This is a genomic window from Phenylobacterium sp., assembly GCF_031412415.1.
Lineage (GTDB): Bacteria > Pseudomonadota > Alphaproteobacteria > Caulobacterales > Caulobacteraceae > Phenylobacterium.
On the sequence record NZ_JANOCX010000164.1, the window covers coordinates 1 to 19,252 of the forward strand.

16 protein-coding genes and 1 pseudogene are annotated in these 19,252 nt (G+C 68.7%); 8 read left to right on the top strand and 9 right to left on the bottom strand.

Annotated features, from left to right (window positions below):
* From RMO04_RS07865 to otsB, 3 genes and pseudogenes are all read right to left on the bottom strand, one after another.
* Nucleotides 1–416: DNA polymerase ligase N-terminal domain-containing protein (locus RMO04_RS07865; protein WP_309644231.1), on the bottom strand; the 416-nt coding region annotated here is incomplete at its 3' end.
* A 94-nt stretch (nt 417–510) separates the two neighbouring features.
* Nucleotides 511–1,815: pseudogene (locus RMO04_RS07870) on the bottom strand (trehalose-6-phosphate synthase); the annotation flags it as partial.
* Nucleotides 1,812–2,564, bottom strand: a complete 753-nt coding sequence (gene otsB, locus RMO04_RS07875) for a trehalose-phosphatase (protein ID WP_309644232.1) — start codon at nt 2,562–2,564, stop codon at nt 1,812–1,814. The gene otsB and the pseudogene RMO04_RS07870, both read right to left, overlap by 4 nt.
* A gap of 161 nt (nt 2,565–2,725) precedes the next feature.
* Between otsB and zwf the strand changes: the two genes are divergently transcribed.
* On the top strand, nt 2,726–4,195 hold the full coding sequence (gene zwf / locus RMO04_RS07880; RefSeq protein ID WP_309644233.1) for a glucose-6-phosphate dehydrogenase: 1,470 nt from the start codon (nt 2,726–2,728) through the stop codon (nt 4,193–4,195).
* On the opposite strand, the gene RMO04_RS07885 is transcribed toward zwf, so the two are convergent.
* Nucleotides 4,192–4,434 carry a DUF5961 family protein gene (locus RMO04_RS07885; RefSeq protein WP_309644234.1) on the bottom strand — a complete coding sequence of 81 codons (243 nt, stop codon included), beginning with the start codon at nt 4,432–4,434 and terminating at the stop codon, nt 4,192–4,194. The two genes, zwf and RMO04_RS07885, sit on opposite strands and share 4 nt — an antisense overlap.
* A gap of 31 nt (nt 4,435–4,465) precedes the next feature.
* The gene (locus tag RMO04_RS07890) at nt 4,466–6,265 is read right to left on the bottom strand and encodes a glycoside hydrolase family 15 protein (RefSeq protein ID WP_309644235.1); all 1,800 of its coding nucleotides are present in this window, start codon (nt 6,263–6,265) and stop codon (nt 4,466–4,468) included.
* A gap of 133 nt (nt 6,266–6,398) precedes the next feature.
* On the opposite strand from RMO04_RS07890, the gene pyk reads away from it, so the two are divergent.
* Nucleotides 6,399–7,817 (top strand): pyruvate kinase, encoded by a 1,419-nt coding sequence (pyk, locus tag RMO04_RS07895; RefSeq protein WP_309644236.1) that lies wholly within the window; start codon nt 6,399–6,401, stop codon nt 7,815–7,817.
* Here the strand turns inward: pyk and RMO04_RS07900 are convergent.
* Together RMO04_RS07900 and RMO04_RS07905 are read right to left on the bottom strand one after the other, a co-directional pair.
* On the bottom strand, nt 7,814–9,964 hold the full coding sequence (locus RMO04_RS07900) for an amylo-alpha-1,6-glucosidase (RefSeq protein ID WP_309644237.1): 2,151 nt from the start codon (nt 9,962–9,964) through the stop codon (nt 7,814–7,816). The genes pyk and RMO04_RS07900 overlap by 4 nt on opposite strands.
* A 9-nt stretch (nt 9,965–9,973) precedes the next feature.
* The gene (locus RMO04_RS07905) at nt 9,974–11,038 is read right to left on the bottom strand and encodes a glycosyltransferase family 4 protein (protein ID WP_309644246.1); all 1,065 of its coding nucleotides are present in this window, start codon (nt 11,036–11,038) and stop codon (nt 9,974–9,976) included.
* Nucleotides 11,039–11,206: 168 nt separating this feature from the next.
* Between RMO04_RS07905 and pgl the strand changes: the two genes are divergently transcribed.
* Genes pgl through eda form a run of 4 tightly spaced genes read left to right on the top strand, consistent with a single transcriptional unit; the run spans nt 11,207 to nt 15,322 of the window.
* The gene (pgl, locus tag RMO04_RS07910) at nt 11,207–11,881 is read left to right on the top strand and encodes a 6-phosphogluconolactonase (protein ID WP_309644238.1); all 675 of its coding nucleotides are present in this window, start codon (nt 11,207–11,209) and stop codon (nt 11,879–11,881) included.
* A 17-nt stretch (nt 11,882–11,898) separates the two neighbouring features.
* Nucleotides 11,899–13,725, top strand: a complete 1,827-nt coding sequence (edd, locus tag RMO04_RS07915; protein ID WP_309644239.1) for a phosphogluconate dehydratase — start codon at nt 11,899–11,901, stop codon at nt 13,723–13,725.
* Nucleotides 13,722–14,699 carry a glucokinase gene (gene glk / locus RMO04_RS07920; RefSeq protein WP_309644240.1) on the top strand — a complete coding sequence of 326 codons (978 nt, stop codon included), beginning with the start codon at nt 13,722–13,724 and terminating at the stop codon, nt 14,697–14,699. Before edd ends, glk begins: the two co-directional genes overlap by 4 nt.
* On the top strand, nt 14,696–15,322 hold the full coding sequence (eda, locus tag RMO04_RS07925; RefSeq protein ID WP_309644241.1) for a bifunctional 4-hydroxy-2-oxoglutarate aldolase/2-dehydro-3-deoxy-phosphogluconate aldolase: 627 nt from the start codon (nt 14,696–14,698) through the stop codon (nt 15,320–15,322). The genes glk and eda overlap by 4 nt, the downstream gene beginning before the upstream one ends.
* A 7-nt stretch (nt 15,323–15,329) precedes the next feature.
* Here eda and RMO04_RS07930 read toward each other — a convergent pair whose 3' ends face one another.
* Nucleotides 15,330–16,112 (bottom strand): enoyl-CoA hydratase/isomerase family protein, encoded by a 783-nt coding sequence (locus RMO04_RS07930; protein ID WP_309644242.1) that lies wholly within the window; start codon nt 16,110–16,112, stop codon nt 15,330–15,332.
* Nucleotides 16,109–17,275 carry an acyl-CoA dehydrogenase family protein gene (locus RMO04_RS07935; RefSeq protein ID WP_309644243.1) on the bottom strand — a complete coding sequence of 389 codons (1,167 nt, stop codon included), beginning with the start codon at nt 17,273–17,275 and terminating at the stop codon, nt 16,109–16,111. Before RMO04_RS07935 ends, RMO04_RS07930 begins: the two co-directional genes overlap by 4 nt.
* Before the next feature lie 73 nt (nt 17,276–17,348).
* Between RMO04_RS07935 and RMO04_RS07940 the strand changes: the two genes are divergently transcribed.
* Both RMO04_RS07940 and RMO04_RS07945 read left to right on the top strand, forming a co-directional pair.
* Nucleotides 17,349–18,566, top strand: coding sequence for a CoA transferase (locus RMO04_RS07940; protein WP_309644244.1), 1,218 nt, complete (start codon nt 17,349–17,351; stop codon nt 18,564–18,566).
* A complete protein-coding gene (locus tag RMO04_RS07945) occupies nt 18,566–19,111 on the top strand; it encodes a hypothetical protein (RefSeq protein WP_309644245.1) in 546 nt (181 codons plus the stop codon). Before RMO04_RS07940 ends, RMO04_RS07945 begins: the two co-directional genes overlap by 1 nt.
* Nucleotides 19,112–19,252 lie beyond the last annotated feature (141 nt).

The window sequence follows — 19,252 nt, forward strand, 5'->3', positions numbered from 1 at the left end:
CCGCCATGCAGGCGCTCGCCTTCCAGCACGATCTTCAAATCGCCCTTTTCGAGGCCGGCGTGCGGATCCGTGCCTGGCTCCGGCGCCCAATAGCCCCGGTCCCACAGCATCACCGTGCCGCCGCCATACTGGCCCTTGGGGATCGTGCCTTCGAAGTCGCCGTAGTCGAGCGGATGGTCCTCGACCTCGACCGCCAGCCTACGGTCGTGTGGGTCGAGGGAGGGTCCCCTGGTCACCGCCCAGGACTTGAAGACCCCGTCCAGCTCCAGCCGGAAGTCGTAGTGCAGCCGGGTCGCCGCGTGCTTCTGGACCACGTAGCGCAGGCGCTTCGAAGGCGCGCTCGTCTTCGCCCCGCTCGGTTCCGAGGTCTGGGAGAAGTCTCTCATCGACTGATAGCGGGCGAGCTTGTTCGCCATAGTGGTGGCCTTCGGCTGGCGTGTGGGTCTTGGCGGCGAGGGCGCTGACGAAGGCGTCGCGCCACGCGGTGACCTCGTCGCGCTGCACGCCGTCGTTCAAAGCGCGCCAACGGCGAATTCGCTCCTTCAACGGCATGTTCAACGCGCGCTTCAGCGCCTCGGCGATTTCCTCAGGGCTGTTCGGATTGACGATGAGGGCCTCGCCCATCTGGTTGGCCGCGCCGGCGAACTTCGACAGCACCAGCACGCCGGGATCCTCGGGATCCTGGGCGGCGATGAACTCCTTGGCGACCAGGTTCATCCCATCCCGCATCGGCGTGACCAGGCCCACCTTGGCGGCGCGGTAGACGCCGGCCAGTTCGTCGCGGCGATAGTTGCGGTTCACGTAGCGGACCGGGTTCCAGTCAATGTCGGCATATTCGCCGTTGATCCGCCCCGACAGGGCGTCCAGCCGCGCGCGGATCTCCTGATAGGCCTCTACGCCTTCGCGGCTGACCGGCGCGATCTGCAGCATCAGCACCTCGCGGCGCAGGTCCGGATTGTCGGCCAGGAGGCGTTCGAACCCCAGGAACCGCTCCTCCAGGCCCTTGGAATAGTCCAACCGGTCGACGCCGATGATCATCTTGCGGAAGGCCGTGTGGGCCGCCATCACGTCGAAGGTCCGATTGGCCCGCTCGCTGTGGACCATCTCGCCAAACTCCACGGCGTCGATGCCGATGGGGAAGTCGCCGACCTGGAGCGTCTTGTCGAAGGCGTGTAGCCGGGCAGCGCCGAGAACGAGGCCGTCGGCCTCGCTCAGCACATACTCCTCGAACGCCTGGCGGTACTCCGGCGTCTGGAAGCCGACCAGGTCGTAGTCGAACAGCGCCTCCACGAGCTTGCGGTGACCGGGCAGGGTCGCCACCAGCTGATGGGCCGGCCACGGGATATGCAGGAAGAAGCCGATCCGGTTCTCCACCCCAAGCGCGCGCAGTTCACGCGCCAGCGGGATCAGGTGGTAGTCGTGGATCCAGATGAGGTCGCCGTCCTCGATGAGGGGGCGCAGCGTCTGGGCGAAGCGCCGGTTCACCCGCTGATAGCCTTCGTCGAACGAGCGGTCGTAGGCGGTCAGATCCTGGCGGTAGTGGAACAGTGGCCAGAGCGTCTTGTTGGCGTAGCCGTTGTAGTACTCGCTGACATCGGCTTCCTCGAGATCGACCGTGGCCACCGTCACGCCGTCGGCGACCTGCAGGCTGAGCTGGCCGGTGAATTCGGGCGCGGTCTTGCCACTCCAGCCGAACCAGAGGCCGGAATACTCGCGCAGGGCCGCCGACAGGGCCATGGCCAGACCGCCGACGCTCTCATCGCCCTTGCCGCTGGGCGGATTGACCCGATTGGAGACGACGATGAGGCGGGTCATCGCGCGGCCTCCAGCCACGCCAGGGCGGCCTCGACGTCGGGCAGGCGGTAACGGGCCAAGGTGCGCCGCGCGCCCCCCACCAGCACGCCGTAGCCGCCCAGGGCGCGGACGGCGAAGAAGCCGTGCTCATCGGTGAGGTCGTCGCCCAGGAAGACCGGCATGGCGCCGGCGAAGGGCGGTTCGGTCATGAAAGCGCGGATGGAATCGCCCTTGCTGGCGCCCGGGGTGCGCAGCTCCACGACCATGTCGCCGGGCTGCAGGGACAGTCCGGTGTCGGCTGCGATCTGCACGGCGAGATCCTGGACATCCCGCGCCAGATGCGGCGCTTGGCGATAGTGCAAAGCCAGGCTGAGCGCCTTGTCCTCGATAAGCAGGTTGGGGTCGCGCTGGGCGAAGGCCTGCAGCCGGGCGATGGCCTCGACCAGGCCAGGATGCGGCGGGGCGCGGCCGATCACGCCATTGGCGTCGCGGCGGACCAGGCCGTGGATGGCCGCGACCGTGGTCACACGGCCCTCCAGGATGTGGTCGATATCCTCCAGAGACCGGCCGCTGACCACCGCCAGACGGCCGTCCAGGGCTGCGAGCAGACGTTCGATCATGCTGGTGCGGCGCGGATCGGGACGCACGTCCTGCGGCCGCTCGACGATGGTCGCCAGGGTGCCGTCGAGGTCCAGGAACAGGGCCACGCCCCTGAGCGCCAGACGCGCCGGGGGGGCTTCGAGCCCGATCTGCAATTCCGCTATGCTCATGGAGTCCCTTGGCGCGCCCATCCGGCAAGGGAACGCTCGCCGCCCCCGTTCGATCCCATTCGGTCCATTCCAGGTGGTGAACCGCGAACCAGGACTTGACGTTGCGGTACCGAACACGGCTATGCGCGTTTTGAGCGCAATCTCTCGAAAAGGTGACTTCGATGGTCGAGCAGCCTCTCGCCGACGTGATCGTTCTGTTCGGCGGCACCGGCGATCTCGCCCAGAAGATGCTGTTTCCCTCGCTCTACTTCCTGGACGCCGACGGCTTCTTGGCTCCGGGCTTCCGGATCATCGCCACGGCGCGCGGCGAGATGACCCGCGAGGCCTTCGCCGCGCAGGTCAAGGCGGCGGTCGGCGGCCGCGCCGGACCCGCCGGCCTGGACGAGGCGGTCTGGGCGCGGTTCGAGGCGCGGCTGTCCTATGTCGGCGCAGACGCCACCACCCCAGACGGGGCCGCGGAGCTGAAGGCCGCCGTCGGCCCGGCCGAGACCCCGATCTTCTACCTGGCGCTATCGCCCAGCATCTACGGCAAGGTCTGCGCGGCCTTGGCGGCCGCGGGCCTGGCCTCCGCCCAGACCCGGATCGTGCTGGAAAAGCCCATTGGCCGCGACCTGGAGAGCTCCAAGGTCATCAACGGCGCCGTGGCCCAGGTGTTCGCCGAAGAGAGCATCTTCCGGATCGACCACTATCTGGGGAAGGAGACGGTGCAGAACCTGATCGCCCTGCGGTTCGCCAACACCCTGTTCGAACCGCTGTGGAACAACCTCACCATCGACCACGTGCAGATCACCGTGGCCGAGACGGAAGGGGTCGGCGATCGCTGGCCGTACTACGACGAATACGGCGCCCTGCGCGACATGGTGCAGAACCATATGCTGCAGCTCCTTTGCCTGGTGGCCATGGAGCCGCCGTCGGACATGGAGCCCGACAGCGTCCGCGACGAGAAGGTCAAGGTGCTGCGCTCCCTGCGTCCCGTGACCCGCGCCGATGTCCAGGCGGTCAGCGTGCGCGGCCAGTACACGGCCGGCGTGGTCGGCGGCGAGAGCGCGGCAGGCTATGAGAGCGAACGCGGCGAGCCCTCGGCGACCGACACCTTCGTCGCCCTGCGCGCCGACATCGACAACTGGCGCTGGGCGGGTGTCCCGTTCTTCCTGCGCACCGGCAAGCGGCTGCCCGAGCGGCGGACCCAGATCGCCATTCAGTTCAAGGCGGTGCCGCACTCGATCTTCGACGCCGCGGCCAAGGCCGACCTGCAGGCCAACCGCCTGGTCATCGATCTGCAGCCCGACGAGGACATCGAACTGCTGCTGATGAACAAGGCGCCGGGCCTGTCGGAGGGCGGCATGCGGCTGCAGTCGCTGCCATTGTCCCTGTCGCTGGCGAAGGCCTATTCCGGGCCCAATGCGCGGCGGCGCATCGCCTATGAGCGTCTGATCCTGGATGTGATCGCCGGTAACCGCACCCTGTTCGTCCGTCGCGACGAGGTGGAGCGGGCCTGGGAATGGATCGATGGCGTGGCCGACGCCTGGCGCGAATCCGGCATGGCGCCGAAGCCCTATTCGGCCGGCTCCTGGGGACCCTCGGGCGCCTTCGCTCTGATCGAACGCTCCGAGCGGGCCTGGTACGACTAGGTCGCCTCGCAGAAGCCGCTGTCGCCGCCCACGAGGTCGACGAAGAAGCACTGTCGCTCGCCGGTCTCGCAGTCGGTCAGCAGAACCTGGATCTCGCCGTCCTCATCGGGCGCCGGCCGCCAGCGCTCGATGAAGTCGAAGGCGGCGTCCTCGAAGCTCACGCCGAACACCTCATGGGTGTGCTTGCGGCTTTCGTGCGCTTCGTGGGCGCTGAAACGGCGGACCAGTGTTTGGGTCATGCTGGAGGAACGCACGGCGTGAGAAAAGGATTCACCGCACCGAGGCCCAGGGCTTGGACAGCATGGTGGCGCAGTTGATCAGGCCCACCAGGGAATAGGTCTGCGGATAGTTGCCCCACAGCTCGCCGCCGTCGAAGGCGATGTCTTCCGACAACAGCCCCGCCGCCGTGCGCCGCTCCAGCATCTCGGTGAACATGGCGCGCGCCTCGTCGGCGCGGCCCGACAGGTGCAGCACCTCGATCAGCCAGAACGTGCAGATGTTGAAGGCGGTCTTCGGCTCGCCGAAGTCGTCGGGCTGGGCGTAGCGCAGCATGTAGGAGCCCCGGCGCAGGCCCTGCTCCACCGCCGCGATAGTGGCGGCCATTCGCGGGTCGTCGGGGCTGACGAAGCGCACGTCGACCAGTTGCAGCAGGCTGGCGTCCAGTTCGTCGCCGCCGAAGGTGGCCGCGAACCGGCCCAGGGTCTCGTTCCAGGCTTCACGCTCGATGGTCTCGCGAACCTTGGCGGCCCGGCCGTTCCAGACCTCGGCCCGGTCGGTCAGGCCTAGCTTGGCCGCCGCATTGCCCAACCGGTCGCAGGCCGCCCAGCACATCACCGCCGAATAGGTATGGACCGCCTCGCGGCCCCGGAACTCCCAGAGGCTGGCGTCGGGCTTGTCGTGCAGTTCGAAGGCGCGATCGCCGACCGGCTCCAGGCTGCGGAAATCGTCGGCGTTGGCCGGCCGGAACAGACGCTCGTCGAAGAAGGCCTGGACGGTCGACAGCACGATCTGTCCGTACACGTCGTGTTGTAGGTGTTCGTGCGCCTGGTTGCCGACCCGCACCGGTCCCATGCCCCGATAGCCCGGCAGGTGCTCGGCGAAACGTTCGGTCAGCGACGGCTCCAGGCCCACCCCGTATAGCGGCTGGACGTGGCCGCCCTTGGACCGGTCGACGATGTTGCGCAGGTAGCCCAGGTAGTTCTCCAGCATGTCGGCCGCGCCAAGCCGGTTTAGCGCCTGAACCACGTAGTAGGCGTCTCGAAGCCAGCAGTAGCGGTAGTCCCAGTTGCGGCCGCTGGCCGCGTGCTCCGGGATCGAGGTGGTGAGGGCCGCGACGATGGCGCCCGTCTCCTCGTGAGCGCACAGCTTGAGCGTGATCGCCGCCCGGATCACCGCCTCCTGCCATTCCAGCGGCACCGAGAGGGTGCGCACCCAGCCGCGCCAATAGTCGGTGGTTTCCTTCAGCATCCGCTCGGCCGTGGTGGCGATGTCGGAGTCAAAACCCTCATCGGGGCCCAGGAACATGGCCAGCGGCTCTTCCAGCCGAAACAGCCGCTCGTTCTCGATGTGGCCCACCGGCGCGTCGGTGGTCATCCGCAGGGTCATCTCCGAGCCCACATATCGGATATGGTTCGAGCCCGAGGTGCGGGTCGCGGGCTTCTCGCCCCAGTTCACCGTCGGGCGCAGACGGATCCTGATGTTGGCCACCCCTGAAACCGGCCGAACGATGCGGATGAAGGCCAGCGGCCGGTAGACCCGTCCGAACTGGCGATAACGCGGGCAGAAGTCGATCACCTGGACCACGGCGCCCGAACTGTCTGTGATCTCGGTGCAGAGGACGGGCGTGTTGCGAAGATAGGTCTGGCGGACGCCGGCCTGGTTTTCCAGCTCCACCGTCCACAGGCCCTGAGCCGTCTCGTCCTCGTCGGGATCACGTCCGCCCAGCAGGGCGGAGAAGACAGGATCGCCGTCGACGCGTGGCGCGCAGGCCCAGACGAACCGTCCGGCGCGGTCGATCAGGGCGCTGGCCGCGCAATTGCCGATAGGGAACAGGTCGAGGGTCTGAGTCATGATGCAGGAATCCGCGAGCAATGTGATCGGTTCAAGGCGCATCATGCGGCGCGGGCTTTGATAGGTTGCGATCCGAATCGCCAAGTGTCACCTGTGCGCCCTGACACCGGTTACCTTGAGACAGGAGACCAGGATGATCCGCGCTCGCCGCGCCCGAATCGTCGCCACCCTCGGCCCCGCTAGCCGGGGCGTGGAGAAGATCGCCGAACTTGCGCGCGCCGGCGCCGACGTTTTCCGGGTGAACTTCAGCCACGGCGCCCACGCCGACCACGCCCGCACCATCGCCGACGTTCGCGCGGCCGAGGCCAGGGTGAGCCGTCCCCTGGCGGTGCTGGCCGACCTGCAAGGCCCGAAGATCCGGCTGGGCGAGTTCGCTGACGGCGCCGTGCGCCTGAAGGCCGGCCAGGACTTCCGGCTGGACCTGTCCGATGCCCCCGGTGACGCGAGCCGGGTCGGCGTGCCCCTGGCCGAGGTGTTCGCCGCGTTGCGGCCCGAGGCCGACATCCTGCTGGACGACGGCAAGGTGCGGTTGAAGGTTCGTCGCTGCGGCCCCGATTTCGCCGACACGGTGGTGGTCTCCGGCGACAGCCTTTCCGACCACAAAGGCCTGAACCTGCCGGGCCTCGCCATCCCGATCCCGGCGCTGACGCCGAAGGACCGCGAGGACCTCGCCTTCGCCCTGCAGGAGGGCGTCGACTGGGTGGCGCTGTCCTTCGTGCAGCGGGCCTCCGACATGGCCGAGCTGCGCCAGATCGTCCAGGGCCGCGCCAGCGTTCTGGCCAAGATCGAAAAGCCCGCTGCGCTCGAGGCGCTGGATGAGATCCTCGACCTCTGCCAGGCGGTGATGGTGGCCCGCGGCGATCTGGGCGTGGAGCTCAATCCCGAGGACGTGCCGGTGGTGCAGAAGGCCCTGATCCGCGCGGCTCGCACCCGGGGCATCCCGGTGATCGTGGCGACCCAGATGCTGGAGTCGATGATCCACTCACCCACGCCCACCCGCGCCGAGGCCTCCGACGTGGCCGGGGCGGTCTATGAGGGCGCCGACGCGGTCATGCTCTCGGCCGAGAGCGCGGTCGGCGACTATCCGGTGGAAGCCGTCACCATCATGGACCGCATCCTGACCCGCGTGGAGCACGACCCGAGATGGAGCGAGTTGATGCGCGCGGAGTATCCGGTGGACGACGCCGACGCCGACGCCCTGGTGGCCGCCGCCCGCCGCGCGGCGGAGGCCGCCTCCACCGCCTGCCTGGTGACCTTCACGACCACCGGCCAGACCGCCCTGCGGATGGCGCGGGAGCGGCCGCTGCAGCCGATCCTGGCGCTGACGCCGTACCTTCCGGCGGCGCGGATGCTGGCCTTGGCCTGGGGTGTCGAATCCAAGGTCGTGGAGGTGCTGCTCGATCCCGAGGATCTGGCGCGGGTTGCCGTGGAGCAGGCCGTGGAGATGGGATTGGCCGCGCCCGGCCAACGCGTCCTGATCCTGGCCGGCCTGCCCATGGGCTCGCCCGGCGCGGCCAATATCCTGCGCCTGGCCCACACGCCTCGCCGCTAGCGCACCTTGACGGGCACGCCAGAGGCGCCGCGGGCATGGACCTGGACCCGGCCGCCCTCGCGCTCGAAGCCGATGTCGATCTTGGCGTCCCCGACCCTCAAGCCCTCGATCCAGAACCTGTCGATGCCGATCGGCAGGTGGGGATCGCGGACATCCACCTCGCCCTTCACGCCGTCGATGGTGATGCCGAGACAGGCCTGCACCATCATGAACACCGATCCCGCCGCCCAGGCCTGGGGCAGGCAGGCCACCGGATAGGCCACCGGCGGCTCCCCGGCCATTCGCGGGAAACCGCAGAACAGTTCGGGCAGGCGCATCTCGAAATTGGCGGCGGTCTCGAACAGGCCCGAGGTCAGCGACACCACCCCGTCGCGTTCGCCGTAGCGCGACAGGCCCATGGCGCACAGCGCCGTGTCATGGGGCCAGACCGAGCCGTTGTGATAGCTCATCGGATTGAAGCGCGGCTGGCCGGTGGAGAGCGTGCGCACCCCCCAGCCTGAATCGAAACCCGCCGACAGGATGCGCTTTGTCACCCGCCGCGCGCGCTCCGGCGAGGGCAGGCCCGAGAACAGCAGGTGCCCCGGGTTGGAGGACATCACCTCGCAGAGCGCCCCCTGACCGTCGATGGCTATGCCGTAATAGCCCTGCTCCTCCATCCAGAACATCCGCTCGACGGATTCCCGGATCTGCTCGGCCCGCGCGGCCCAGGTCTCGGCGCCGGACTCATCGCCCCTGCGGCGGGCGAATCCGGCCATGGCGAGGTATGCGCGGAAGGCGTAGCCCTGTACCTCCACCAGAGCGATCGGTCCGTTGGGGAACCGCCCGTCCTTATGGAAGACGCTATCCTCGGAGTCCTTCCAGCCCTGGTTGGAGAGACCGGAGTCCTGGCCGCGCTTGTAGTCGATCAGCCCATCGGCGTTGGTGTCGCCGTAGTGCTCCATCCAGGCCGTGGCGGCCTTCAACGCCGGCCACAGGTCGTCGATCAGGGTGAAGTCGCCGGTCCGCTCGGCATAGGCCCCGGCCAGGGCCACGAACAGCGGTGTGGTGTCGACCCCGCCGTAGTAGCGGCCGAACGGCACTTCGCCCAAGGCCGGCATCTCGCCCTTGCGGGTCTCGTGCATGATCTTGCCGGGGGCGGAGTCGCGGAACGCCGAGACCTCCTCGGCCTGGTGGGCGGCCAGGTAGGTCAGCACCCCCTTGGCGAGGCTCGGCTCGAACCACAGGATCTGCCAGGCGGTGATGATCGCGTCGCGCCCAAAGGCGGTCGAGAACCAGGGGATGCCGGCATAGGGATAGGGGCCGGTCTCCATCCGGGTGGTCAGCAGGGCCAGGTCCGCCCGCGACTTCTCCAGCCACTCGTTGAACAGCCGCCCCGAGGTCCGCAGGCGCGCGCCGTGCCGCCGTCGGGCGCGCATGTCCCAGCGGGCGCGGGCCGCGGCGTCACGGAACCGCTCCTTGCTGGGGGTCTGGCCGCCCTCCGCGCCGATCTCCAGATAGAGTTCCAGCCGGCCTTCGGGCTGCAGCGAATACATGTAGTCGGCGCGATGCGGCGCCAGGCGCCCCGGGGGGTCGGAGAAGGTGATGACGCTACAACGTTCGACGGCGTCGAGGCCTTCATAGCGGTAGCGGACCGATCGCCCGTCCAGTTCGGGCGCGCTCTGATAGCCACGCTTGGCGCGCGTCATGCCACGCACCTCGAACATGTCGCGGAAGTCGGCGGCGAACTCCAGCGACAGAGGCAGCAACACCACGTCGCGGCTGTAGTTGAAGCAGCTTATCCGTTCGTACAGCCGCTCCTCCCAGAGGAACCGCTTGCGCTCCACGTGCAACACCCCGGGCGGGCCCATGGGTCCGCCGGGATAGGGCAGGGCCTGGTTCGCGCCGTTGGAGGTGAAGAACACGTTGTCCTGGGCGATGGCCGCCGACAGCAGTGACGGCGGCTGGCCACCCAGCAGCAGGCGGAACTTCGACAGGATGCGGGTGTCGTTGTGGAACAGGCCGTCGCCGGCCCCCAGGACATCACCAAAGGCGTCGCAGACAATGAAGGTGTCCTTGTCCTTCAAGGCGAACATGCGGTGGGGAACGCGGGGTTCGCGCGTCTCGCCGTGCTCGACAGGCGCGTCCGGGGCCGGCGCGAGATCGTCCATGTCGCGCCCTCAGCCGTTCGCGATGCAGGCGACGTTGAGCGACGCCGCGGCGCCGAGACCGGCGTAGAGTTCCAGATACCGCTTGGCCATCGCGGTCGCGGAGAACCGATGCTCGAACCTATTGCGCACGTCGCGGCGGCTGAGGTCCAACGCGCGGCGGACGGCGTCCACCGCCTCGTCCTCATCGTGGACGATGTAGCCGGTGATCCCGTTCTCGATCACTTCGGGGACCGAGCCACAGGCATAGGCGACCACCGGCGTCCCGCAGGCCATGGCCTCGATCATCACCAGGCCGAAAGGCTCGGGCCAGTCGATGGGGAACAACAGCGCGCTCGCCCCGCCCAGGAAGGCGGACTTCTCGGCGTCGCCGATCTCACCCACGAACTCGACCAGGGGTTCGGCCGCTATCAGGGGTTCGATGGCCTCCTGGAAGTAGCGCTGATCGGCGGCGTCGACCTTGGCGGCGATCTTCAGGCGCATGCCCAGGCGTTGGGCGATGGCGATGGCGCGGTCAGGCCGTTTCTCGGGCGAGATGCGGCCGAGGAAGGCCAGATAGCCGCCAGGCTCATAGCTCGGCCGATAGAGCTCGGCGCACATGCCGTGATGCACGGTTCCGGCCCAGTTCGCGAAAGGGACAGGCCGCCTCTGATCATCGGAGATCGACACCAGCGGAAACTGCGGCCAGCGCCGGTAGACGTCGGGCAAATCCTTCAGGTCCAACCGACCGTGCAGCGTGGTGAGCGTCTTGTCCGCCATCTCCTCGAAGAAGGGGAAGTGCATGATGTCGGTGTGGAAATGGATCACGTCGAACTCGGCCGCGCGGCGCCGCACCTCGAAGAGCTGGGTCATGTGGGACGCCAGGTCCGATTTCAGCGGCGCCGGGTCCAGCCGGATCGCCTGGTCGCGAACACTCGCCAGCCGCGCCTTGGTCTTGGCCTCGCCGCTGGCGAACAGGGTGACCTCGTGGCCCAGGTCGACCAGCGCGTCGGTGAGGTGCGCCACCACGCGCTCGGTGCCCCCATACAGCCGCGGCGGCACGGCCTCATAGAGCGGCGGAACCTGAGCGATTCTCATCATGGTGCTCCTGAGATGCGGGCAAGCCCCCTCGACCGGCCACGCGGGGAGGCGGGCCGTAGGCAATAGCTCCTCACGCCCGATGATTGTTCCGCCGCAAACCGCCGATTTCACACGCGGCGGGCGAATTGCGGCGGCGTTTGCCGCCTCCAGGCGTTATGGCGGGACATGATCGAGATCTTCCCAACGCCCGCCGCCCTCGCCGAGGCCGCGACCACCGCCGTCCATGGCGCGCTGATCTCGGCGATCGACCATCGGGGCGGCGCCAGCCTGGTGGCCACCGGGGGCCGCTCGCCCGCGCCGGTCTATGATCGGCTGGCGCGATCGCGCCTGGACTGGAGCCGGGTCGCCGTCACCCTGTCGGACGACCGCTTCGTGCCCGCGACCTCGTCCGACTCCAATGAGCGCCTGGTGCGCGAGCGGCTGCTGATCGACAGCGCCGCCGCCGCGCGGTTCGTTTCCCTGTCGCGCGGCGCCGACGACCCGCGAGGTTCCGCAGATCTTGCCGAGGCCGAGGTGGCGGCCCTCGGGGCGTTTGACATCATGTTGCTGGGCATGGGCGACGACGGCCACGTGGCCTCGCTGATCCCCGGCAGTCCTGTCCTGGACGAGGCCATGGATCCGGCCGGGACCCGCCTTCTGATGGGCGTTCCGGCGGGCGTTGGCTCTCCGCCGGTGGCGCGGATCACCATGACCCTCCCGGCCCTGCTCCAGGCGCGGACGACCCTGATCCTGATCTCCGGCGCGGCGAAGCGGGCGATCATCGCCGACGGCGAGGGTCTTCCCGTGCACGCCCTTCTGGAACAGGCTAAAGCGCCGGTGCGCATCCTCTGGACCATGTGAGTTAGAGAGCCCGCTTCATGCCTGCCCCGCTTCATCCCGTCACCGCCGCGGTCACCGCGCGCATCATCGAGCGCAGCCTCGAGGCGCGCGCCGATTACCTGGAACGCATGGAGGCCGCGCGTCACCAGGGTCCCGGCCGCGCGAAGCTGTCCTGCGCCAACTGGGCCCACGCCTTCGCCGCCTCGCCCGACGAGGACAAGCGGCGGATGCGCAATCCCAATGCGCCCAACGTCGCCATCGTCTCGGCCTACAACGACATGCTCTCGGCCCACCAGCCGATGGAGCGTTATCCCGATCTCATCAGGGCGGGCGCGGAGGCGGTCGGCGCCACGGCGCAGTTCGCCGGCGGCGTGCCGGCCATGTGCGATGGCGTGACCCAGGGCCGGCCGGGCATGGAGCTGTCGCTGTTCTCCCGCGACGTCATCGCCATGTCGACAGCGGTGGCCCTGACCCATGACGCCTTCGACGCCGCGCTCATGCTGGGCATCTGCGACAAGATCGTTCCGGGCCTGACCATCGGGGCGCTCGCCTTTGGGCACCTGCCGGTGATCTTCGTGCCGGCCGGTCCGATGAGCAGCGGGTTGTCAAATTCCGAGAAGGCGCGGGTGCGCGGTCTGTTCGCCGAGGGCAAGGCGACCCGCGACGAGCTGCTGGACAGCGAGATGAAGTCCTATCACGGGCCGGGCACTTGCACCTTCTACGGCACGGCCAATTCCAACCAGATGATGATGGAGATGATGGGCCTCCACCTGCCGGGCTCGGCCTTCATCCATCCCAACACACCCCTGCGCGACGCCCTGGTGGCTCACGCGCCAAAGCGGGCCGTCGAGATCGCCCAAGGGAGCAACGCCTATACGCCGATGGCCCAGGTGGTCGACGCCAAGGCCATCGTCAACGCGGTGGCGGGCCTGTTGGCCACGGGGGGTTCGACAAACCACACCCTGCACATCGTCGCCATGGCGCGGGCCGCCGGGGTGCTGATCGACTGGTCCGACTTCGATGAGTTGTCGGCCGTGACGCCCCTATTGGCGCGGGTCTATCCAAACGGCAGCGAGGACGTGAACGCCTTCCACGCCGCGGGCGGCATGGCCTTCGTGGTGCGCGAACTGCTGGACGCGGGCCTGGCCCACGACGACGTGGCGACCGTCGCCGGCCCTGGCCTGCGCCGCTACCAGCAGGAACCGTTCCTGGAGCATGGCGAGCTGGTCTGGCGGGATGGGACAGCCCAGAGCCTGAACCCCGACATCCTGCGCCCGGTCGCCGACCCATTCCTGCCCGAAGGCGGCCTGCGGCTCTTGAAGGGTCAGCTGGGCCGCGCCGTGATCAAGACCTCGGCGGTCAAGCCGGAAAACCTGGTGGTCGAGGCGCCGGCCCTGGTGTTCGACGACCAGGACGACCTCCTGGCCGCCCACAAGCGCGGCGAACTTGAGCGCGACTTCATCGCCGTGGTCCGGTTCCAGGGCCCCCGCGCCAATGGCATGCCGGAACTGCACAGCCTGACCCCGGTGCTGGGGGTGCTGCAGGACAAGGGCTTCAAGGTGGCCCTCGTCACTGACGGGCGGATGTCGGGCGCATCGGGCAAGGTGCCGGCGGCCATCCACGTGACGCCGGAGGCGGCGCTGGGCGGCGTCCTGGCCAATGTGCGCGACGGCGACGTCATTCGCCTGAACGGTCACACCGGCGAACTGGAAATCCTGGTCGATCCGGCCGATCTCGCGGCTCGCGCCGCCGCCCCCACCCCACCCTCCGGCTTCGGCTACGGCCGCGAGCTCTTCGGCTGGATGCGCCGCGCCGCCGGGCCTGCCGAGGCCGGCGCCTGCGCCCTGTTCGGAGACGCCGCGTGAAGACGGTCTATACCGGACTGGTTGGCGATGTGGGGGGCACCAACGCCCGCCTCGCCCTGGTCGACAACACCGGCCGCATTCGCAATCCCAAGACCTATCCGGCCACGGACTATGGCTCGCTCAGCGAGGTGATCGCAGAGTATCTGGAAACCACCGCCGGCCGCCAACGCCCCGACAAGGCCGTCCTTGCCGTGGCCGGTCCGGTGGTCGACGGGGAGATCGAATTCACCAATCTCGACTGGCGGATTTCCGAAGGCGAACTGATCGGGACCTTCGAATTCCACGCCGCCAAGCTGATCAACGACTTCGCCGCCCAGGCCTTGGCGGCCCCGGTGCTGGACGCCGACGACCTGCGGGTCATCGGGCCGGCGCTGAAGGCCGCGGAGGGCGCGCCGGTGCTGGTGCTGGGCGCCGGCACGGGCTTCGGCGTCTCCATGGTGGTGCGCACCGAACGGGGCGACATCCCGATTGCCAGCGAGGGCGGTCATGCGGCGTTCGCCCCTTCCGACGGGGTCGAGGCCGCCATCTGGGCCAGCCTGCGGCGGACGCACGGCCGGGTCTCCATCGAACGCATCCTGTCCGGTCCAGGGATGTACGCTCTCTATCGCGGCCTGGCCGATGTGCGCGGCGTGGCCTGCGACCTGAAGGACGAAAAGGCCGTCCTTGCGGCGGGTCAGGCCGGCGGCGACCTGCTGGCCGAGGAGACCCTGGACCGTTTCTGCGAGATCCTGGGCTCGGTGGCCGGCGACCTGGCGCTGACCTGCGGGGCGCGGGGCGGGGTCTATGTGTCGGGCGGCATCGCGCCGCGCATGGCCGACCGCCTGGCCTCTGGGGGCTTTCGTCGCCGGTTCGAGGACAAGGGCCGGCTTTCGGACTATACCCGCGATATCCCGACCTCGCTGATCGTGCATCCCTACGCGGCCCTGGTCGGGGCGGCCCGTGTGCTGGAACAACTGGAAGGAAACCGCCTTTGACCCTCGCCGAGATCCTGAAGTTGGCGCCGGTGGTGCCCGTCCTGATCATCGAGGAGGAAGCCCACGCCGTTCCGCTGGCCAAGGCGTTGGTGGCTGGCGGCCTCTATGCGCTGGAGGTCACCCTGCGCACGCCCGTCGCGCTCGATTGCGTGCGGCGCATCGCCGGCGAGGTCGAGGGTGCGGTGGTCGGAGTCGGCACGGTGACGACGGCCTCGGCCCGCCAGGCGGCGGCCGACAACGGCGCGCGGTTCGGGGTCAGCCCGGGCCTGATCGAGGGGGAGGGCGCCGACGGTCCCCTGCCGCTGCTGCCGGGCATCGCCACGGCCACCGAGCTGATGTGGGGCCTGCGCGCCGGCTACTCCTACTTCAAGCTGTTCCCGGCCAATATCGTCGGCGGCGTGGGCGCGCTGAAGGCCTTCGCCAGCCCCTTCCCCCAGGCGACCTTCTGCCCCACCGGCGGCGTGGATTTGAACAACGCCCCGGACTACCTGGCCCAGCCCAACGTGGTCTGCGTCGGCGGCAGTTGGGTGGCGCCCAAGGACGCGGTCCGCGACGGCGACTGGGACCGCATCACCGCCCTGGCCAAGGCCGCGTCGCAGCTCGGCAAGGCTCAGGCGGCCTAGGCTCCGATCAACGGCCCTGGAAGTTTCCCGGCCGGCGTTCCTGCACCGCGCGGACGCCCTCGGCGAAGTCGTCCGTGGCGCGCAGGATGGTCTGCTCGGCATGCTCGTGGTTGGTGCGCGCGCGGACCGCGGCCGCCAGGTCGCTGCGCAGGGTCTTGCGGGTGGCGATGACGGCGAGCGGGGCGTTGCCGGCGATCTCGTCGGCCAGGTGTTGGGCAGCGCTAAGCAGGCGCTCCTGGGGGACCACCTCGTCGACCAGGCCCCAGGCCAGGCCTTCTTCGGCGGGAATCCGGCGTCCGGTCAGGAACATCAGGGCCGCCCTCTGCTCGCCGATCAGCCGAGGCAGGGTGTGCGTCAGGCCAAAGCCCGGATGGAAGCCCAGCTTGACGAAGTTGGCCGAGAACTTGGCCTCGGGCGAGGCGATGCGGAAATCGCCCACCAGGGCCAGGCCCAGGCCCGCCCCCACCGCCGCACCCTGAACGGCCACCACGATCGGCGTCTCCACCGAGAACAGCCGCACCGCCTGGTCGTAGAGGGCGTTGATCCCGCCCATGCCCCGGCCGGCGATTCCGTCGGGGGCGACGAGATCCGCGCCGCCGCAGAACACCTTGCCGGCCGAGGTCAGGACCACGGCGCGGGTGTTGTTCTCCCGGTCCAGGTCTTCCAGGGCGTCGGCCAGGTCGCGCATCAGGTCGACCGAGACGTGGTTGTAGGGCGGCTTGTCGAGAACCACCGTGGCCACGTGGCCGTCGTGCGTCACCGAAATATGGTCGCCGTAGGCGGTCTTCATCGTCTGGTTCCCAACAGGTTGCGGGCCACCACCCATTTATGGACTTCGGTGGGGCCGTCATAGATCCGCATGGTCCGCAGCTTGGCGGCCATCAGTTGCAGCGGCAGTTCCTTGGTCATGCCCATGGCCCCGAAGGTCTGCATCGCCCGGTCGACCACCTCCCACGCCATCTCGGTGGCGTAGGCCTTGATCATCGAGATCTCCTGGCGGACGTCGCGGCCCTGGTCCAGTTTCCAGGCGCAGTCATAGGTCATCAGCCGCGCGGCGTGGATGCGAGTGGCGGCGTCGGCCACCCAGAACTGGATCGCCTGACGTTCCGACAGGGGCAGGCCGAAGGTCTTCCGTTGCGGGGCGTACTCGCAGATCATGTCCAGGGCCCGCTGGGCCATGCCGATGGACCAGGAGGCCATCTCGATCCGCCGCGTGCCCAGGCGGATCTGCATGGGGCCAAAGCCATTGCCCTCCTCGCCCAGCAGCTTCCAGCCCTCGACCCGGCAGTCGTCGAGCGTGATCTCATACGTCGCCTGGCCGCCGATCATCGGGATCTTGCGCTGGATGTTGAAGCCGGGCGTTCCCTTGTCGACCAGGAAGGCGCTCATCCCGCCCCGGGCGCCCTTCTCCTTGTTGCTCACCGCCATGACGATGGTGAAGTCGGCCTCCTCGGCGCGCGTGATCCAGATCTTCCGGCCGCGCAGGATCCAGTCCTCGCCGTCGCGCTCGGCGGTGGTCAGCATGCCGGCCGGGTCGGCGCCGGCGCCGGGCTCGGAGATGCCGATGGCGCTGATGGTCTCGCCGGCCACATAGGGGGCGAGATAGGCCACGCGCTGGCGCTCGCTCACCGTGGCCATCAGCATGCGCAGGTTCGGGCTGTCGGGCGGCAGGGTGTAGGGGGTGACGGTCTTGCCGAGCTCCTCGTTGACCCCGACCATGGCCACATAGGGCAGGTCGACCCCGCCCACGTCCTCGGGCGCGTCCAGACCCCAGAGGCCGAGCGCACGGGACACCTCGTCGAGGCGTTGGTGCTCGGCCGCGCCGATGCCTAGCCCGCCACCGGAAGCCTCACGGGCCAGGACGCCGGCTTCCAGGGGCGTCAGCTCGTCCTTGACGAACCGCGCCACCAGCTCCTTGAGCATTCGGTGTTCGTCGGAAAGTGCGAAGTCCACTAGCCCTCCCCCGCGTCATTGCGCGATCTTTGGCGCGATCATAACGACTGACGCGGTCTAGGGGAGGCGTGACGTGACGGAACCGAGGAAACTGGCGGCCGAGGCGACCGGTCCGCTGAAGGGAATCCGTATCCTGGACCTGACCAGCGTGGTGTTCGGCGCCTACGCCACCCAGATGCTGGGCGACCAGGGCGCCGAGGTGATCAAGCTGGAAGATCCCGGTTCGGGACGCGGCGACGGCGGCGACATCATGCGCTGGGCCGGCCATGTGCCCAAGGACACCCCCCGCGACCTCGGGCCCATCTTCCTGGCCATCAACCGCAACAAGCGTTCGGTCCTGGTCGACATGAAGGACACCAAGTCACGCCCGTTGATCGAGGCCCTGATCAAGAGCTGCGAAGTCTTCGCCACCTCGATTCGTTACGACGGCTTGAAACGCCTGGGCCTGGCCTATGAGGATGTGAAGGCGATCCGGCCCGACGTGGTCTATGTCCACGCCGCCGGCTATGGCTCGGAAGGCCCCTATGCCGGGGAGCCGGCCTATGACGACCTGATCCAGTCGGCCTCGGGCCTGGCCGACCTGCTGCCGCGCACCGACGGCAACCCCACCCCGCGCATCCTGCCCAGCCTGATCGCCGACAAGGTCTCGGGCCTGTTCATGTGCCAGGCCATCACCGCGGGCCTGCTGCATCGCGAGCGGACGGGGGAGGGGCAGTTCATCGAGGTGCCGATGCTGGAATGCGTCACCAGCTTCACCCTGGTGGAGCACCTCTACGACCACACCTATGAGCCGCCGACCGGCCAGTGGGCCTATCAACGCGTGGCCAATCCCAACCGCAAACCCTACCAGACCAAGGACGGCTACATCGGCCTGCTGCCCTATACCGACAAGCAGTGGGACCAGTTCTTCGCCGCCGCCGGCTGGGGCGAGACCTTCGGAAAGGACCCGCGGTTCTCCGACTATTCGACCCGGGGCAAGCACATCAACGAGCTGTACGCCCTGGTCGGCGAGGTCACCCAGACCAAGACCACCGACGAGTGGCTGGACCTGCTGAAGCCGCTGTCGATCCCGATCGTCAAGACCGCGCGGCTGGACGACCTGCCCAACGATCCGCATCTGCAGGCCGTGGGCTTCTTCGAACGCCACGAGCATCCGCACGCCGGGCCCTACAACGTCATGAAGCCGCCGGTGAAGTTCACGGGCTCCCCCAGCAACATCCGCCGCCACGCGCCGCGCCTGGGCGAGAACACGGCCGAGGTGCGCGCCGAGATGGGGCTGAAAGACGACTGATGCGGGTGGCGGTGGTCGGCAGTTCCGGGTCAGGGAAGTCGACCTTCGCCCGGCGGTTGGGCGCGGTTCGCGGCCTGCCGGTCATCGAGCTGGACGCCATAAACTGGCAGGCGGGGTGGCGCGACCTCAACACCCACGACCCTGAGGACTTCGCGCGCCGGGTCGATCTCGCCGTGGCGGGCGAAGCCTGGGTCACCGACGGCAACTACAGCCGCGTCCTGCCCGCGATCCTGGCTCGCGCCACCCATGTGGTCTGGCTGGACTACGAACGCCCCGTGATCATGCGCCGCGTTATCCGGCGCTCGTTCCTCCGGTCTCTCACCCGAAAGGAGGTCTGGCCGGGCACGGGAAACGTGGAGGTTTGGCGCAACTGGCTCGACAAGGAGCATCCCATCCGCTGGGCGTGGGACACCTTCGATCGCCGCCGGGCGCGCTACGAGGAGACGTTCGGCGGCGACCGTCTGGCCCACGTCGCCCTCCACAGATTGCGCCACCCCCGCGAAGCCGAGTCGCTGATCGTGCGGCTCGGTCGCGAAGCCGGCTAGCACCAGGTCATAGACTGGCCTGAACCTGGTGCAGGCGGGCATAGGCCCCGCCTGCGGCCATCAAGGTCTCGTGGCTACCCTGTTCGGCCACGCCGTCCTCGGTCAGCACCAGGATGCGGTCGGCGTTGCGGACGGTCGACA

What these genes read in the sequence shown, in the direction of transcription:
- otsB (WP_309644232.1), bottom strand. Translation starts at nt 2,564, where the DNA reads ATGAGCATAGCGGAATTGCAGATCGGGCTCGAAGCCCCCCCGGCGCGT.
- zwf (WP_309644233.1), top strand. Translation starts at nt 2,726, where the DNA reads ATGGTCGAGCAGCCTCTCGCCGACGTGATCGTTCTGTTCGGCGGCACC.
- RMO04_RS07885 (WP_309644234.1), bottom strand. Translation starts at nt 4,434, where the DNA reads ATGACCCAAACACTGGTCCGCCGTTTCAGCGCCCACGAAGCGCACGAA.
- RMO04_RS07890 (WP_309644235.1), bottom strand. Translation starts at nt 6,265, where the DNA reads ATGACTCAGACCCTCGACCTGTTCCCTATCGGCAATTGCGCGGCCAGC.
- pyk (WP_309644236.1), top strand. Translation starts at nt 6,399, where the DNA reads ATGATCCGCGCTCGCCGCGCCCGAATCGTCGCCACCCTCGGCCCCGCT.
- RMO04_RS07900 (WP_309644237.1), bottom strand. Translation starts at nt 9,964, where the DNA reads ATGGACGATCTCGCGCCGGCCCCGGACGCGCCTGTCGAGCACGGCGAG.
- RMO04_RS07905 (WP_309644246.1), bottom strand. Translation starts at nt 11,038, where the DNA reads ATGAGAATCGCTCAGGTTCCGCCGCTCTATGAGGCCGTGCCGCCGCGG.
- pgl (WP_309644238.1), top strand. Translation starts at nt 11,207, where the DNA reads ATGATCGAGATCTTCCCAACGCCCGCCGCCCTCGCCGAGGCCGCGACC.
- edd (WP_309644239.1), top strand. Translation starts at nt 11,899, where the DNA reads ATGCCTGCCCCGCTTCATCCCGTCACCGCCGCGGTCACCGCGCGCATC.
- RMO04_RS07930 (WP_309644242.1), bottom strand. Translation starts at nt 16,112, where the DNA reads ATGAAGACCGCCTACGGCGACCATATTTCGGTGACGCACGACGGCCAC.
- RMO04_RS07945 (WP_309644245.1), top strand. Translation starts at nt 18,566, where the DNA reads ATGCGGGTGGCGGTGGTCGGCAGTTCCGGGTCAGGGAAGTCGACCTTC.